Origin of the sequence: Streptococcus sp. 2018162 (genome assembly GCF_019754175.1) — a bacterium.
GTDB classification, from domain to species: Bacteria; Bacillota; Bacilli; order Lactobacillales; family Streptococcaceae; genus Streptococcus; species Streptococcus hashimotonensis.
In genome coordinates this window covers 1-14,756 of the sequence record NZ_JAIJZP010000012.1, presented here as the reverse complement: position 1 = coordinate 14,756, position 14,756 = coordinate 1, and the positions used below count along the sequence as shown (strand labels likewise).

The following is a 14,756-nucleotide window of genomic DNA, read 5'->3' as shown; positions in this document are numbered from 1 at the left end:
GACACCTCGGTCACTTACTTGACGTTTTCAATGTAGAAACTCGTTTTCTCTTCTAGGCTACGGAGATATTCTTCCTCATAGTCATAGAGAGGCGTTGGAAATTCTCCATCAAAGTAGGCTACACAGAGCCCGCCTTTTGGCGCATCGGTTTCGATGCCTATGGCTGCAATCATCCCTTCAAGAGAAAGGTAGGTCAGACTGTCTGCCCCAATAATCTCACAGACTTCCTCAACGGTATGGTTGGCTGAAATCAGCTCCCGACGGGTCTGAATATCAATGCCATAGAAACACGGGTACTTGAGTTCTGGGCTACCGATAGCCACATGGACTTCTTTTGCCCCTGCATCACGAAGAAGCTGGACAATGCGGCGGCTAGTTGTACCGCGAACAATAGAGTCGTCAATCATAACCACGCGCTTGCCTTTGACAACACTTGAAACGGCTGACAACTTCATGCGAACCCCCTGCTCCCGCAATTCCTGGGTCGGTTGAATAAAGGTCCGCTGGGTATATTGGTTTTTAATTAGCCCCATTTCATTTGGCAAACCAGATTCCTCTGCAAATCCCATAGCCGCAGATAGGGAAGAGTTTGGCACACCAACGACAATGTCTGCTTCCTGTTGAAATTCCTGGGCCAAACGACGTCCCATATTTTTACGAGCCGTGTGGACATTGACCCCATGGATAACGGAATCTGGGCGAGCAAAATAGACATACTCCATAGAGCAAACAGCCAGTTGCGTATCGCTTGTATAGCTATCATATTGAATTCCTGAATCATCAATGACGACAATTTCACCAGGCTCCACATCTCGCACCCAGTCAGCCCCCACTACTTCAAAAGCACAAGTTTCACTAGCAACTACCCAGGCACCATTTTTCATTTTGCCTATTGAAAGTGGTCGGAAGCCATTTGGATCCAGGGCTGCGACCAGCTTGTCTTCCAGCATAATCAGGTAGGCAAAGCCACCTTTAACAGTATTGAGGGCTTCCTTGATTTTGCCCATAAAGTCTGGATTGTGACTGCGGCGAATCAAGTGCATGAGAATTTCAGTGTCAGAAGAAGAAGAGAAAATGGAACCATTTTTTTCAAGTTCAGCTTTCAAACTGACCGCGTTGGTCAAATTCCCATTGTGTGCCAAACCCACCTGCATATCTGCAAAATCAAAGAGGAAGGGCTGGATATTATTGATAGAAGCAGAGCCAGAAGTTGCATAGCGGACATGACCAATAGCAGCCGTTCCTGTCAAGGCTTCTAAATCTACTGGATTTTTGAAGACTTCTGCAATCAGACCTGTTCCACGATGGCGACGCAAACACCCACCATCATTGGCTAAAATCCCTGCCCCTTCTTGACCTCGGTGCTGCAAACTATGAAGTCCGAAATAAGTAACCTGAGCAGCCTGCGGATGTCCCCAAATGCCGAAAACACCGCATTCTTCGTTGAGTGATTTAACTTCGTATGTCATATTTATTTTCCTGTAAAATAGCGAACAGCTGAAACAAAGAGTTCTTGGTCTTTCTTACCTGGAATGTTTTGGAAAAGACCGTCCTCATACCGCTCCGAATGCCCCATTTTCCCGATAATCTGACCGTTGCGACTGGTAATGCCCTCAATAGCATGACTAGATCCGTTTGGATTGTACTTAGAATCCATGCTTGGCTGACCAGTAAAGTCAACATACTGACTGAAAATCTGACCATTATCCCGCAAGATAGCGAATTCCTCGTTCGTCACCACAAACTTTCCTTCCCCGTGAGATACTGGAATAGCGTGGATGTCACCAACTTGGACACCTGCCAGCCACGGAGAGTTGACATTGGCAATTCGCGTTTCTACCATTTTGGCAACATGCTGGTTGGCATCGTTGTAGAAGAGGGTCGGACTGCTTTCACCGGCATCCTCAAAGTTTCCATACGGCAGCAAGCCCGATTTGACAAGTGCCTGGAAACCATTACAGATACCGATGATGAGGCCACCTTTTTCGATAAATTGGTCAATAGCAGAGCGGACCTTGGCGTTTCGTAAGATGGTCACGATAAACTTGGCAGACCCGTCTGGCTCATCCGCAGCCGAGAATCCACCTGCGAAGAAAAGAATATGTGCCTTGTCAATGTTGTCAACCATGGTGTCAACCGACTTTTCAATGCTCTCTGCATCCAGGGTTACAAACGGTACCAGATTAACCTTAGCACCAGCCTGTTCAAATGCCTTGGCGGAATCATATTCTGAGTTGGTACCTGGGAAGACTGGGATATAAACCACAGGCACCTCAACGGCTTCTTTTGCTTTTATAACCGCTGAACTTGTGACTGGAGGAACATCCTGCAACTCTGTCGCCTGTTCAAATTCTGTTGGGTAAACCTCTTCTAACTTACCTTCAAAGACTACCTGTAAGTCCTGCCCTGCTAGGTTGACACCGTTGACAAGGAGTGTAAAGTCAACGGTGGTTTGTCCAATTTTCACAGCATCTGGAATATCTTCTTTCGATGTGAAGACAAAGCCGCCAAGCTGACCTGTCAAGCTGATTTCAAGGTCTGCAAGCTCGACTCTTGCTCCGATTTGGTTTCCAAAGGACATGAGGGCTAGACTTTCTAGAATACCACCATACTTGACTGCACTAGCAGCCGTAATCACGTAATCGCTCTGCCATTTTTCAAAAGCCTCAAAATTAGACTTCATAAGGGCAAAATCAATATCTTCGGACAAAATCTGACCTGGTAAGTAGTAAATGTACTCGCCAGCCGCCTTGAACTCAGGCGAGAGGACCTTGCGACTATCAGCCGTGGTCACACCAAAGGCAACCAGGGTTGGCGGAACTGTCAAGTCCTCAAAGGTACCAGACATGGAATCCTTGCCACCGATAGAGGGCAAACCAAGCTGAATTTGAGCCTCGATAGAGCCCAGAAGTGCTGCTACTGGCTGACCGAAACGCTCGGCCTGCTTGTCCATTCGCTGAAAATACTCCTGATAAGAAAAACGAGCCTTAGACCAGTTAGCCCCCGTCGCCACCAAGCGAGCTGTCGCTTCAATGACCGCGTAGGCTGCAGCGTGATAAGGAGACCATTCTGCCAAATAAGGATGATAGCCCTGAGCCATGACAGAAGCCGTCGTCGTCACACCGTGTTGGACAGGCAGCTTTTGCACAGAACTTTCTGTCGGTGTCAGCTGGTGACGACCTCCGAGAGGGTGGTTGACGGTTGAACGACCAACAGATGAGTCGAAAATCGTCTGCAAACCTTTCTGACTAGCATGGTTGAGGTCTGATAGAAGATCTTTCAAGTCCTCTTGTAGTGTTTCGGAAGATGTTGTGCGTGTTTCTGGCAAGTTGACAGCACTGTCAACTACCTTGGCATCGACGACTACACGGACACCGTTGGTATCAAGGAAGGAGCGCTCCAAATCAACAATGGTTTGTCCATTCCAAGTCATGACTAGGTTTGGTTTTTCCGTTACTTTGGCTACGACAACTGCATGGATATTTTCCTGACGGCAGGCTGCGATGAAAGTGTCTACGTCTTCCGGACGAACAACGACGCTCATCCGCTCTTGTGATTCCGAAATAGCAATTTCCGTTCCGTTCAAGCCTGCATACTTTAGAGGTACCTTGTCCAAATCAATTTCAAGACCGTCAGCCAGTTCCCCAATAGCTACGCAGACACCGCCTGCACCAAAGTCATTGGATTTTTTAATCAAGCGAGTCACGTCACCATTGCGGAACAAACGCTGAATTTTGCGTTCTTCAATAGCATTTCCTTTTTGGACTTCCGCACCTGCTGTTTCGACAGACTCAACTGTCTGTACCTTAGACGAGCCTGTCGCCCCGCCGATACCGTCGCGACCTGTTTTGCCTCCTAACAAGATGACCACATCGCCTGCGACTGGTTTTTCACGGACCACATTTTCCTTAGGTGCTGCACCAACAACAGCACCCAACTCCATACGTTTAGCGACAAAGCCTGGGTGGAAATATTCACGCACATAGGTGGTCGCAAGACCGATTTGGTTACCGTATGAAGAATAACCATGTGCTGCTGTTTTAGAAATGATTTGCTGCGGCAATTTCCCTGGACGAGTAGCTGTCAAAGGCTGGGTAATATCGCCTGCACCTGAAATCCTCATGGCTTGATAAACATAAGAACGACCTGATAAGGGATCACGAATGGCTCCACCGATACAGGTTGCTGCACCACCGAATGGCTCGATTTCTGTTGGGTGATTGTGGGTTTCATTCTTGAACATGAGGAGCCATGGCTCTTTCACGCCGTCCACATCCACTTCAATCTCCACCGAGCAGGCATTGATTTCATCCGACACTTCCATGTCATCCAGACGACCGTTTGCCCGCTCGTAACGGCCAAAAATGGTCGCCATATCCATAAGCGTCTGCGGTTTATCTGTCCGACCTAACTCAGTTCGCATAGCTAGGTACTTGTCATAAGTTGCTTGTAATTGCTTGTGGAATTTTGAAGCTGAGAAGTCTATAGACCTCAGTTCGGTTTCAAAAGTCGTATGGCGGCAGTGATCACTCCAATAAGTATCCAAGACCTTGAGTTCTGTCTCAGTTGGGACTCGACCGATTGACTTGAAATAGTCCTGAATAAAGAGCAGGTCTTCCACTTCCATAGCCAAACCAGCCTCACGCTTGTAAGCCGCAAATTCCTCTGCCCCATAGCTATCAAAAAAGTCCAAGTTTGGAATAGTCGCATCTGACACCGAGAACTCCTGAGCCACCAAAGGAGCATCCAAGTCCTTGAACCGCGAATCCACAGGGTTGAGCAAATAGTTCTTGATAGCAGCTAACTCTTCTTCCCGCACATCGCCATTCAAGATATAGAGCTGACCTGTATCGACACGCACCTCCTGACGACTGCCCAATAAGAGAAGGGCCTCCTGACTGCTGGCAGCTCGCTGATCAAACTGCCCAGGAAGAGCCTCAATCGCAAAATAAGCAGCCTCGGCCAAGTCCAGTTCCGCTTCCGACAAGACCTTGTCCGTCACCTGCTCGGTAAAGATATGTTTGATAGCCTTCTCCAGCAAGTCCTCCTCAAGATTGAAAACATCATAAACCTGCACCAGACGTACACTCGTCAAACTCGTCAGCTGCAAATTATGGGTCAACTCCTTACGAAGAGCCTCCGCCTTAATCTGAAAATCCGCCTTTTTCTCAACAAAAATCCGCTTCGCCATTTTTTCCAATCCTTACTTCACTTCTTGTAACTTTGCCAATACGACCTCGTAAACCTCGGTCAACTCCCCGATACCCCGACGGAAAACATCCTTGTCCAGATGGTTGCCATCCGCATCCCACAAACGACAATTATCAGGAGAAAACTCATCCGCCAATAAAATCTGACCAGACGAGTCAACCCCAAATTCTAGCTTGAAATCCACCAAAGTCAGCCCAATCTGCGCAAACAAGTCCTTCAAGAACCCATTGATTCGCCTTGTTTCTTCCTTGATATAGGCAATTTCTTCTGAACTAGCTAGATTAAGGAAAAAAATATGCTCATCGTTGATAAAAGGATCGTCCAATTCATCTTTTTTATAGTAAAATTCTACGATAGGAGTAGGTAAGGCTATCCCTTCCTCCACCCCGAAGCGTTTTGAGAAAGACCCAGCTGTCACATTTCGCAAAACAACCTCAAGAGGAATGATTTCCACCCTCTTATTCAACTGTTCCGTATCCGACAAACGCTTGATAAAATGCGTCTGGACACTCGCTTCATTCAATTTTTCAAAAATCAAAGAGGAAATCAGATTATTGAGCCGGCCCTTACCCACAATCTGTTCTTTCTTACCACCATTAAAAGCCGTCGCCTGATCCTTATAAACCGCAACAATCTGGTCGCTGTCAGCCGTTGCGTAGATATCTTTGGCTTTTCCTGAATAGAGAAGGTCTGTTTTCATGAGAATGTTCGCCTTTCGTAAAATATTCTAGTCTTTTCGTTTATTCTAACACACAATATTCGCGTTCACAACAAATTTACGGTTATTTAGGAAAAAACAAAGAAAAACGCCCGTAAACTACGAACGTTTTTTCACTTCTTCATAAATAAAATCAACAATATCAGATAGGACCTCAAAATGCTCAATAGCAGCATCTGGGACATCTACATGAAATTCATCCTCCAAATTAAGAACAAATTCCATAATTTCTACTGAATCTGCTGCAATATTATCTGCCAAAGTAGATTCAGGTTGAACTTGAAAATCTTCTCCCTTTTCATCCTGAATTAATTCAACAACCCGCTGATAGACCTGCTCTCTAGTCATGACTCTCCTCCACTACTGAAAATTTGGCCACTGATTTTTCAACAATGCCTGCCTCCAAAATCGAACGCGTCTGCTTGATCGTATAGAAAATTGACTGAGCATCGCTGGATCCGTGCGCCTTGATAACAGGTGCTTTCAGACCAAGCAAGACAGCACCACCTGCAGTTTTATAGTCCATAGCCCCCAAGGCCTTTTTCAAGGTTGGTTTAACCAAAAGACCACCCAATTTAGCACGCAGACCACCATTCTTGATTGAGCCAGTCAACTGACCAACGATGGATTTTGCAGTCCCTTCGACTGTTTTCAGCACAGCGTTTCCCGTGAAACCATCCGTCACGACCACATCCGCCACGCTGTTAAGCAACTCACGCGCCTCCACGTTGCCAATAAAGTTGATTGACTTGTCTTCCGCCAAGAGTTTATAAGCTTCTTGGTGAACTGGCGTGCCCTTGGTATCTTCCGTACCGTTGTTCAAAAGTCCCACACGAGGTTGTTTGACACCACGCACATGCTCCGCGTAAAATGAGCCAAGAATACCATACTGATAGAGGTGATGAGCTGTATTTTCAGCATTTGCCCCCAAGTCCATCATATCAAATCCCTTACCGTCCATAGTCGGCAAGGTAGACATAAGACCAGGACGGTCGATGTTCTTGATGCGACCGACGACAAAGACGCCTGCCGCCAAAAGAGCACCTGTATTTCCAGCTGACAAGACTGCATCTGCCTGACCATCCTTGACAGCCTTGGTCGCTAGGACCATAGAAGCCTCTTTCTTACGACGAATAGCCTTGACAGGCTCATCATCTGAATTGATTTTCTCCGTCGTATGGACGATGCTGACACGCTCTGTCACTGTCAAATACTGCTTGATTTTAGCCTCATCACCATAAAGTTGAATTTCAATGTCCGGAAAGGCAGCCAAGGCTTGATTGACACCTTCTACCACTGCCTGAGGGGCATGGTCCCCACCCATAGCATCTACTGCAATACGTTTCATTCTGTTTCCTCATTTTCTGTTCTTGGTTTCATAATCTGCCCCCAAGAAGACAAATCATCTATAAATTTCTTGGATTTCAAGTGAATCCCCACATATTCCTCGTACAGCTGGTCAATAAAAAGCCGTAATTTTCGCTTCATCTCAGGCTTGATGGAAATGGTTTCCAGCTCATCAAAGGAAATAGCCTGAAATTGATCAAGTAGATAGGGAACATTGGGATCCAGATAAGCCCGTCGCTCATCTTGTTGATAGTGTTGCGGACACAAGACACCGCTGTACTTGTAGGAATAGTCGAAAGGCAGGCCAACCCGATGACAAAAAGCACACTCGTGAAAATTCAGACTGATCCCAAATCGTCCCAAGAGTTGAATTTCAAAGATATTGGTCAAAATTTCATAGTCCAAACCCGACTCCATCAAATCTAAGGTCTTGACCAAAAATGCAAAGAGGGCTGGGTCATAAACCTTATCCTGCAAGGCCGCATCTGCCAAGGCCAAGATATATGTAGCATAGCTAAGCTTGAAAATATCGCCGTTAATATTCTTAAATGGCTGTACCTGATGAAAATCTTCGATATAAGACAGACCATCATCATTGATTTTAACGATAAAATCCGCATAGGTCAAAGGCTGGATAGAAGCTACCAGCTTGGACTTAGAGGCATGTTTCACAAAAAACATTCGCTTGCCAGCCTTCTCTGTAAAAATCTTGACCAGCTTGTCATCTTCTCGAAAATTCCGATTGTAAAGGACTAATCCCCTAGTTTCAATTCGTTCCATTTTCTTCCAGATATTCCTTCAAACGAGCCATAGCTGTTTGAATTTTCTCCATACTTGCTGCATAGGAAATTCGCACATAGCCTTCTCCATACTGACCGAAGGCTGCACCCGGAATTAAGGCCACCGCTTTCTTTCTCGCAAAGTCTTGCAAGAAGCTAAAGGAATCTTGATTGTAACCCGCAGGGATTTTTGCAAAGATGTAAAATGCTCCATCAGGCTTGATAATTTTAAAGCCCAAGTCCGTCATCTTCTCGATGATGTAATCCCTACGCTTGATATACTCCGTCCGCATTGGCAGAGCATCATCCTTACCATTTTTCAAGGCCTCAACCGCACCATACTGCATAGCAGTTGACGCTGCTGTCACAAGATACTGGTGGCTCTTGATAATTTGAGCGATGATGGGAGCCTGACTCATAATCAATCCAATCCGCCAACCTGTCATGGCATGAGACTTGGACAATCCCTGAATCAAAATGGTCTGTTCTGGCAAAAACTCCGCAATCGAAGTATGGGGCTGGCCAGTGTAAGTCAACTCCGCATAGACCTCATCTGATAGGACAAAGACAGGATACTTACGCAAGACATCCGCAAAGGCCTGAATCTGCTCACGTGAGTAGGTCACTCCCGTTGGATTGGCAGGATAGTTGAGAATGACAGCTTTTAGCTTATCCCCCTGCTCAATAATCGCCTCTTCCAACATCTCAGGTGTCAAAACAAAATCATTTGCCGTCGTATCAATTTCAACAATGTCTGCTCCCACCATATTGACAATCGGCTCATAACCAGGATAGGCAGGTGCAGGTAGAAGTACCGTATCCCCAACTTCCAAAATAGCAACTAAACTCGCTGATAGAGCTTCTGTCGCACCGATTGTAGAGAGGATTTCATTTTCTGGATTGTAGTGTAAATTATATTTTTCAGCCACAAACTCAGCTGCTGCTTGGCGCAACTCCAAAAGACCAGCCATACCAGTATAATAGCTCTGGTTAGCATCGATTGCAGCCTTAGCCGCTTCTTTGACATGATCAGGCGTTGTAAAATCAGGCTCTCCCAAGGTCAGTTTCAAAATCCCTGGAACATCCGAAATAGACTGATCAAATTGACGAATCATCGAAACCTCAATCCGATTCAAATTCTTATTAAAACGATTTAATAAATCCATTCTACCACCTCAAAAACATATAAAACTATTATAATACATTTTGAAAATAAATGTAAAAAAGAAGAGTCATTTGACTCTCCTCATACCTATTTAACACGACTTGCCTCAAACAAAGGTGACAAGGGACGTTTTTCATGAATACGAATAATCGCTTCCGCTAATAATTCTGCCGTTGAAATATGTTCGATTTTATCGATTAAGCGATCTTCTGCAATTTCAATTGTATCAAGAACAACCAATTTCTTAATTGCTGACTTACTAATGTTATCCATAGCAGGCCCTGACAATACTGGATGCGTACATGAAGCATAAACAGCTGTTGCCCCTGCATCTGCCAAAGCATCCGCTGCATGACAGATGGTACCCGCAGTATCAATCATATCATCAATCAAGATACAAGTTTTATCCTTAATATCTCCAATAATGTTCATCACTTCTGATGTATTCATCTTATCAACACTACGACGTTTATCAATAATAGCAATCGGTGTCTTCAAGAACTGTGCTAACTTACGGGCACGTGTCACACCACCATGGTCAGGTGATACAACAACATAGCCATCACCTACCATACCACGACGCTCAAAATAATCCGCAATCAATGGAGCACCCATCAAATGATCAACAGGAATATCGAAGAATCCCTGAATCTGCGCAGCATGTAAATCAATTGTCAACAAACGATTGACCCCCGCTGTCTGCAACATATTAGCTACCAATTTTGATGTAATTGGTTCCCGTGCACGAGCCTTCCGGTCTTGGCGTGCATAACCATAATAAGGCATTACTACGTTTACTGATTCAGCAGATGCACGTTTAAGAGCATCAACCATAATCAAAATTTCCATTAAATTATCATTAACTGGTGAGCTAGTGGATTGAAGAATGTACACATGAGTTCCACGAATGGATTCCTCAATATTTACCTGAATTTCACCATCTGAAAATTGACGAACACTTGATTTTCCAAGAGGAATTCCTATTTTTTTCGACACCTGTTCAGCTAACTTCTGATTTGACGAAAGAGCGAACAATTTTAAGTCAGTAAACGCCATGACAGCCTCCTATATATTTCTACCTTTACTATTTTAACCCTTTTTCCTTCATTTTTCAAACAAAAATAGAGCGCAAATCCACACGCTCTATTTGAAAATTTCTTAATATGGAGGGTAAATGTAGTAAACTGCTCCCTCAGAAGTCGTTGTTGGATTGAAATAACCACCACGATGGTTACCAATATAACGACGACCCATGTAGTTTGATTCAACAACTTGGATACTTGTTGAAGATTGAACAGCCGTAACCACCGCTACGTGCCCATAATAACCACCTGTCCAAACAGCAATCGCACCTACTTGTGGCGTAGAACCTGTACTAAAACCTTCAGCACGTGCTGATGCTAACCACTGCTTAGCATCTCCCCAGTAAGGACCAACCCATGAAAGTTGAGATTTAACTCCCCAAGTACACTCACCAACTGGGTAAGATGAAGCATCATAACGCGCATTATTTGCTGCCGCTGAACTACCTGAACCTGATGATGTAGATGTTGTAGGTGTACTTACCGTTGGTGTAGATTGTGATACTGTTTGAGTAGGAGCTGCAACCGTTTCAGTCACTGTAGTTTCTACTGGCGTTGACACGACTGGTGCTGATACTGAAGCTACTTGTTGCTGTGCTAGGGCTGCCTGTTGTGCTTGATACTCCGCTTGACGAACTGCCGCTTGACGAGCTGCTTCTTCTGCAGCTGCTTTTTGCACCAACAATGAATTTTTCTCATCTTCAGCAGTAGCTTTCTGCACAGCCAAATTTAACTTAGCAGCTTCCAATTCAGCCTGACGCACTTGCAATACTTGAGCGTCATCTTCCAATTTTTGGCGATTAGCTGCCAAAGTAGTGATTGCCTCTTGGTTTGCCTTTTGTTTTTCAACAATTGCTTCCTTATCAGCTTTTTGTTGTTCCAACATACGGTTATTAGCTGAAACAATCTCACGCATTGCATTAACACGCGAAACAGCATCAACGATTGATTTTGAATCTAAAATTGTATTAATATAGCTTGAAGCAGAGCCATCAACTTGAGCACTACGCGCCTGCTCCTTTAAAGCACCATCACGCGACACAATATCAGCTGACAAACGCTCAATATCTGCCGCCAATGTCTGCGATTCTGCTTCCAAACGAGTGTTTTCTTCTGTTAATTTCGCCTGTTCACTAACAATTGCATCAACTTGTCCTTGAATAGCATCAACTTGTTGTTGAGCTTCAGCTTGTTGTGCTGTCAACTCACTAATCTGTTGATTTTTTGCTGCAATCTGACTATCTACATCATTCGCACTAATCACAGCTACATAATTAGCATTAGATAGAACGACTGTACTTAACATAATTGTAGCCAAGATTTTTTTCTTCATATCCGAACATAACTCCTCTATACTTTCTGACTCTCTCATTTTATCAAAAAAATTGCGTAAGTATATTACGCAATTATTACATTTCTATGTCTTGTTTGTTATTCCAAATAAACGCTCAAATAACGGCTGTAGTACGAAAAATAAGGCCAAATTGAATAGTAAACTTGGAAGTAATTTATTAAAAACAAAGATAAACACAGACAAGTTTGTTATATGAAAAATACGAGCAAATGAATAACTAATAAATTCAAATTGAAAAATAGCTACTAGTAAAATCAGAATATTAATTCCTCGCTTGCTGACTGCACTTTGGAAGAAGAAATAGATACAATACAAAACTAAAGGAAGGGTTGTAGTAGCAATACCAATCAGATTAAGATAACTAATATCATATACCAAACCTAGCAAAGTAAATATGAATAATGAAAAACCAAGAGACACATAGTTAGCATAAAAAATAGCTAACATAAGTACCAAATGACTTGAAATAGTAAATAATCCAACCGACCAATTTGTTACCAACGTTGAAATCTGTCCATCAAGTAATAAAATAAAGAACAAGATGGGAAACATGAATATTTCTATCATTTTATTGCGCATTTGTTTGACCTACCACTAAAACCGAATAAATGTTTGAAAAACTAGCTGTCGGCTCAACATATACTTCTCTATTTAAACTGTTACTATTTGATTTAACCGATAAAACTTTACCAATTTGGACATTTGCCGGAGTCGCACCAGCCAAATCACTCGTTACAACATTGCTGCCCACTGCAATTTCATCAACTGAGTTCAACTGATTAATGATAAAACTATTTGTATCTGCATCATAGCCTGATAAAATACCATAAATTTCTTTAGAATCAACAGAAATTTTCACAGGCAACTTCGTGAATTCATCCGAATTCGTAAATAAGGTAACAACCGCCGAATCTGAACTCAATGAACTCACGATGCCAACTAATCCACCATTAGCAACCACAAGTGCATTAGATGTCACACCACTAGTCTCACCAATATTAATTGAAATATGCTCCGACCACGATGAAGGAGTCCTCACTAAAACTGATCCTGGAATAAGTTGTTTTTCTGGAAAATTAGACACCACACCTAAACTGCTACGAAGCGATGCATTCTCTTCTTTCAAGCTAGTATTTTCAGCAGCCATCCCTTCAAGGCTCATAATAGCTTCCTTTAATCGTTTATTTTCCTCGTAAGCGTTCATCAAATCTGTCAAGACATCTTTCTGCTCAGAAAAAAATCTAGTAGGTACTGAAATAACCGATTGAATTGGCGTTACAACAACACTAACGATATTATTTAAATATGGTAGCTGTAACCCTTTAGAGAAAGTCACAAACAAAAGAGAAAATGACAGTAATAAAAAGATAGAAACAACTACTACTAATTTTGAAAATTTATTCATAATAGACCCTCACCAAGATACAATAAAACGAGAATATCAAGCGATAATCTCGTTCACTACGGAGAATAAGGGATTCGAACCCTTGCGCCAGTTACCCGACCTAACGATTTAGCAAACCGTCCTCTTCAGCCTCTTGAGTAATTCTCCATCAATATAATATGGGCACGAGTGGAATCGAACCACCGACCTCACGCTTATCAGGCGTGCGCTCTAACCATCTGAGCTACGCGCCCAAGATAATAAACTTGGACAAAGTTAAATTAATGGCGCGAGACGGAATCGAACCGCCGACACATGGAGCTTCAATCCATTGCTCTACCAACTGAGCTACCGAGCCAAATTCTTAAAGAAATTGCGGGAGCAGGATTTGAACCTACGACCTTCGGGTTATGAGCCCGACGAGCTACCTAGCTGCTCCATCCCGCGGTAGTAGAAAAGGAGGATGTGGGATTCGAACCCACGCACGCTTTTACACGCCTGACGGTTTTCAAGACCGTTCCCTTCAGCCGGACTTGGGTAATCCTCCAATAATATGGACCTTGTAGGACTTGAACCTACGACCGCTCGGTTATGAGCCGAGAGCTCTAACCAGCTGAGCTAAAGGTCCAGCAAACAAGAGTATATAGCGGCGAAGGGGATCGAACCCCCGACCTCCCGGGTATGAACCGGACGCTCTAGCCAGCTGAGCTACACCGCCAAAATAATATAATCGGGAAGACAGGATTCGAACCTGCGACACCTTGGTCCCAAACCAAGTACTCTACCAAGCTGAGCTACTTCCCGATACTATTAAAAATAAAGCTCCCCTAACGTCTCCATTAAGCGAGTGATGCACCCTAGAGGATTCGAACCTCTAACCGCCTGATTCGTAGTCAGGTACTCTATCCAGTTGAGCTAAGGGTGCTAACTATTATAATCTTCATGCCGAGGACCGGAATCGAACCGGTACGATGTTGCCATCGCAGGATTTTAAGTCCTGTGCGTCTGCCAGTTCCGCCACCCCGGCCTCTCAAAGCGAACGACGGGATTCGAACCCGCGACCCCCACCTTGGCAAGGTGGTGTTCTACCACTGAACTACGTTCGCAATCTTTCCTAATGCCGGCTACATGACTTGAACACGCGACCCTCTGATTACAAATCAGATGCTCTACCAACTGAGCTAAGCCGGCCTATTTCTATTCTATGCGGGTTAAGGGACTTGAACCCCCACGCCCGAAAGCGCCAGATCCTAAATCTGGTGCGTCTGCCAATTCCGCCAAACCCGCATATGACTCGTGCTGGGCTCGAACCAGCGACCCATTGATTAAAAGTCAATTGCTCTACCAACTGAGCTAACGAGTCTTGTCTCTTTTCTAAGAGGACGTAAGCTACGCTTACTTCATACAAACTTCAAAATATCTTCTAGACATCTCGAACGGTCCCGACGGGAATCGAACCCGCGATCTTCGCCGTGACAGGGCGACGTGATAACCGCTACACTACGGGACCAATGGGAGTTAACGGGATCGAACCGCTGACCCTCTGCTTGTAAGGCAGATGCTCTCCCAGCTGAGCTAAACTCCCAATTTGCTAAGCGACTACCGTATCTAACAGGGGGCAACCCCCAACTACTTCAGGCGTTCTAGGGCTTAACTGCTGTGTTCGGCATGGGTACAGGTGTATCTCCTAGGCTATCGTCACTTAACTGTTGAGTC

Annotated in this window: 11 protein-coding genes, 16 tRNA genes and 1 rRNA gene; all 28 read right to left on the bottom strand. The window is 44.3% G+C overall.

Annotation, left to right across the window (positions count from 1 at the left end; all coding sequences use genetic code 11):
• Positions 1–14 precede the first annotated feature (14 nt).
• A complete protein-coding gene (gene purF, locus K5Q22_RS08825; protein ID WP_205014427.1) occupies positions 15–1,469 on the bottom strand; it encodes an amidophosphoribosyltransferase in 1,455 nt (484 codons plus the stop codon).
• 2 nt (positions 1,470–1,471) lie between these two features.
• Complete coding sequence (locus K5Q22_RS08820) at positions 1,472–5,191, bottom strand: phosphoribosylformylglycinamidine synthase (RefSeq protein ID WP_205014428.1); 3,720 nt, start codon at positions 5,189–5,191, stop codon at positions 1,472–1,474.
• 12 nt (positions 5,192–5,203) lie between these two features.
• Entirely contained in the window at positions 5,204–5,911 is a 708-nt protein-coding gene (purC, locus tag K5Q22_RS08815; RefSeq protein WP_205014429.1) for a phosphoribosylaminoimidazolesuccinocarboxamide synthase, read from the bottom strand.
• A gap of 117 nt (positions 5,912–6,028) precedes the next feature.
• The gene (locus tag K5Q22_RS08810) at positions 6,029–6,277 is read right to left on the bottom strand and encodes a phosphopantetheine-binding protein (protein ID WP_014637254.1); all 249 of its coding nucleotides are present in this window, start codon (positions 6,275–6,277) and stop codon (positions 6,029–6,031) included.
• Positions 6,270–7,277: a phosphate acyltransferase PlsX gene (gene plsX, locus K5Q22_RS08805; protein ID WP_044756061.1), complete on the bottom strand. Its 1,008-nt coding sequence runs from the start codon at positions 7,275–7,277 to the stop codon at positions 6,270–6,272. Before plsX ends, K5Q22_RS08810 begins: the two co-directional genes overlap by 8 nt.
• Positions 7,274–8,056, bottom strand: a complete 783-nt coding sequence (gene recO / locus K5Q22_RS08800; RefSeq protein WP_024385103.1) for a DNA repair protein RecO — start codon at positions 8,054–8,056, stop codon at positions 7,274–7,276. Before recO ends, plsX begins: the two co-directional genes overlap by 4 nt.
• Positions 8,043–9,221 carry a pyridoxal phosphate-dependent aminotransferase gene (locus tag K5Q22_RS08795; RefSeq protein ID WP_205014430.1) on the bottom strand — a complete coding sequence of 393 codons (1,179 nt, stop codon included), beginning with the start codon at positions 9,219–9,221 and terminating at the stop codon, positions 8,043–8,045. Before K5Q22_RS08795 ends, recO begins: the two co-directional genes overlap by 14 nt.
• Positions 9,222–9,307: 86 nt before the next feature.
• Positions 9,308–10,276: a ribose-phosphate diphosphokinase gene (locus K5Q22_RS08790; protein ID WP_002935337.1), complete on the bottom strand. Its 969-nt coding sequence runs from the start codon at positions 10,274–10,276 to the stop codon at positions 9,308–9,310.
• Between the two features lie 102 nt (positions 10,277–10,378).
• Positions 10,379–11,635 carry a peptidoglycan hydrolase PcsB gene (gene pcsB / locus K5Q22_RS08785; RefSeq protein ID WP_205014431.1) on the bottom strand — a complete coding sequence of 419 codons (1,257 nt, stop codon included), beginning with the start codon at positions 11,633–11,635 and terminating at the stop codon, positions 10,379–10,381.
• A gap of 84 nt (positions 11,636–11,719) precedes the next feature.
• Positions 11,720–12,235, bottom strand: coding sequence for a rod shape-determining protein MreD (gene mreD, locus K5Q22_RS08780; protein WP_024385106.1), 516 nt, complete (start codon positions 12,233–12,235; stop codon positions 11,720–11,722).
• On the bottom strand, positions 12,225–13,061 hold the full coding sequence (gene mreC, locus K5Q22_RS08775; RefSeq protein ID WP_205014432.1) for a rod shape-determining protein MreC: 837 nt from the start codon (positions 13,059–13,061) through the stop codon (positions 12,225–12,227). Before mreC ends, mreD begins: the two co-directional genes overlap by 11 nt.
• 59 nt (positions 13,062–13,120) lie before the next feature.
• Positions 13,121–13,208: transfer RNA gene (locus K5Q22_RS08770), tRNA-Ser, on the bottom strand.
• A 12-nt stretch (positions 13,209–13,220) separates the two neighbouring features.
• Positions 13,221–13,294 (bottom strand) — tRNA-Ile (locus K5Q22_RS08765).
• A 31-nt stretch (positions 13,295–13,325) separates the two neighbouring features.
• Positions 13,326–13,398, bottom strand: a tRNA-Phe gene (locus K5Q22_RS08760).
• A 15-nt stretch (positions 13,399–13,413) separates the two neighbouring features.
• Positions 13,414–13,487 (bottom strand) — tRNA-Met (locus tag K5Q22_RS08755).
• Positions 13,488–13,497: 10 nt separating this feature from the next.
• Positions 13,498–13,587: transfer RNA gene (locus K5Q22_RS08750), tRNA-Ser, on the bottom strand.
• A gap of 7 nt (positions 13,588–13,594) precedes the next feature.
• A tRNA-Ile gene (locus tag K5Q22_RS08745) sits at positions 13,595–13,668 on the bottom strand.
• A 16-nt stretch (positions 13,669–13,684) separates the two neighbouring features.
• Positions 13,685–13,758, bottom strand: a tRNA-Met gene (locus tag K5Q22_RS08740).
• Between the two features lie 12 nt (positions 13,759–13,770).
• Positions 13,771–13,844 (bottom strand) — tRNA-Pro (locus tag K5Q22_RS08735).
• A gap of 47 nt (positions 13,845–13,891) precedes the next feature.
• A tRNA-Arg gene (locus K5Q22_RS08730) sits at positions 13,892–13,965 on the bottom strand.
• Positions 13,966–13,983: 18 nt separating this feature from the next.
• Positions 13,984–14,067 (bottom strand) — tRNA-Leu (locus K5Q22_RS08725).
• Positions 14,068–14,074: 7 nt separating this feature from the next.
• Positions 14,075–14,146 (bottom strand) — tRNA-Gly (locus K5Q22_RS08720).
• Positions 14,147–14,158: 12 nt separating this feature from the next.
• Positions 14,159–14,231, bottom strand: a tRNA-Thr gene (locus tag K5Q22_RS08715).
• 14 nt (positions 14,232–14,245) lie between these two features.
• Positions 14,246–14,327, bottom strand: a tRNA-Leu gene (locus tag K5Q22_RS08710).
• A gap of 3 nt (positions 14,328–14,330) precedes the next feature.
• Positions 14,331–14,403, bottom strand: a tRNA-Lys gene (locus tag K5Q22_RS08705).
• A 74-nt stretch (positions 14,404–14,477) separates the two neighbouring features.
• Positions 14,478–14,550, bottom strand: a tRNA-Asp gene (locus tag K5Q22_RS08700).
• A 2-nt stretch (positions 14,551–14,552) separates the two neighbouring features.
• Positions 14,553–14,625: transfer RNA gene (locus K5Q22_RS08695), tRNA-Val, on the bottom strand.
• Between the two features lie 5 nt (positions 14,626–14,630).
• A 5S ribosomal RNA gene (rrf, locus tag K5Q22_RS08690) occupies positions 14,631–14,746 on the bottom strand.
• Positions 14,747–14,756: the final 10 nt, after the last annotated feature.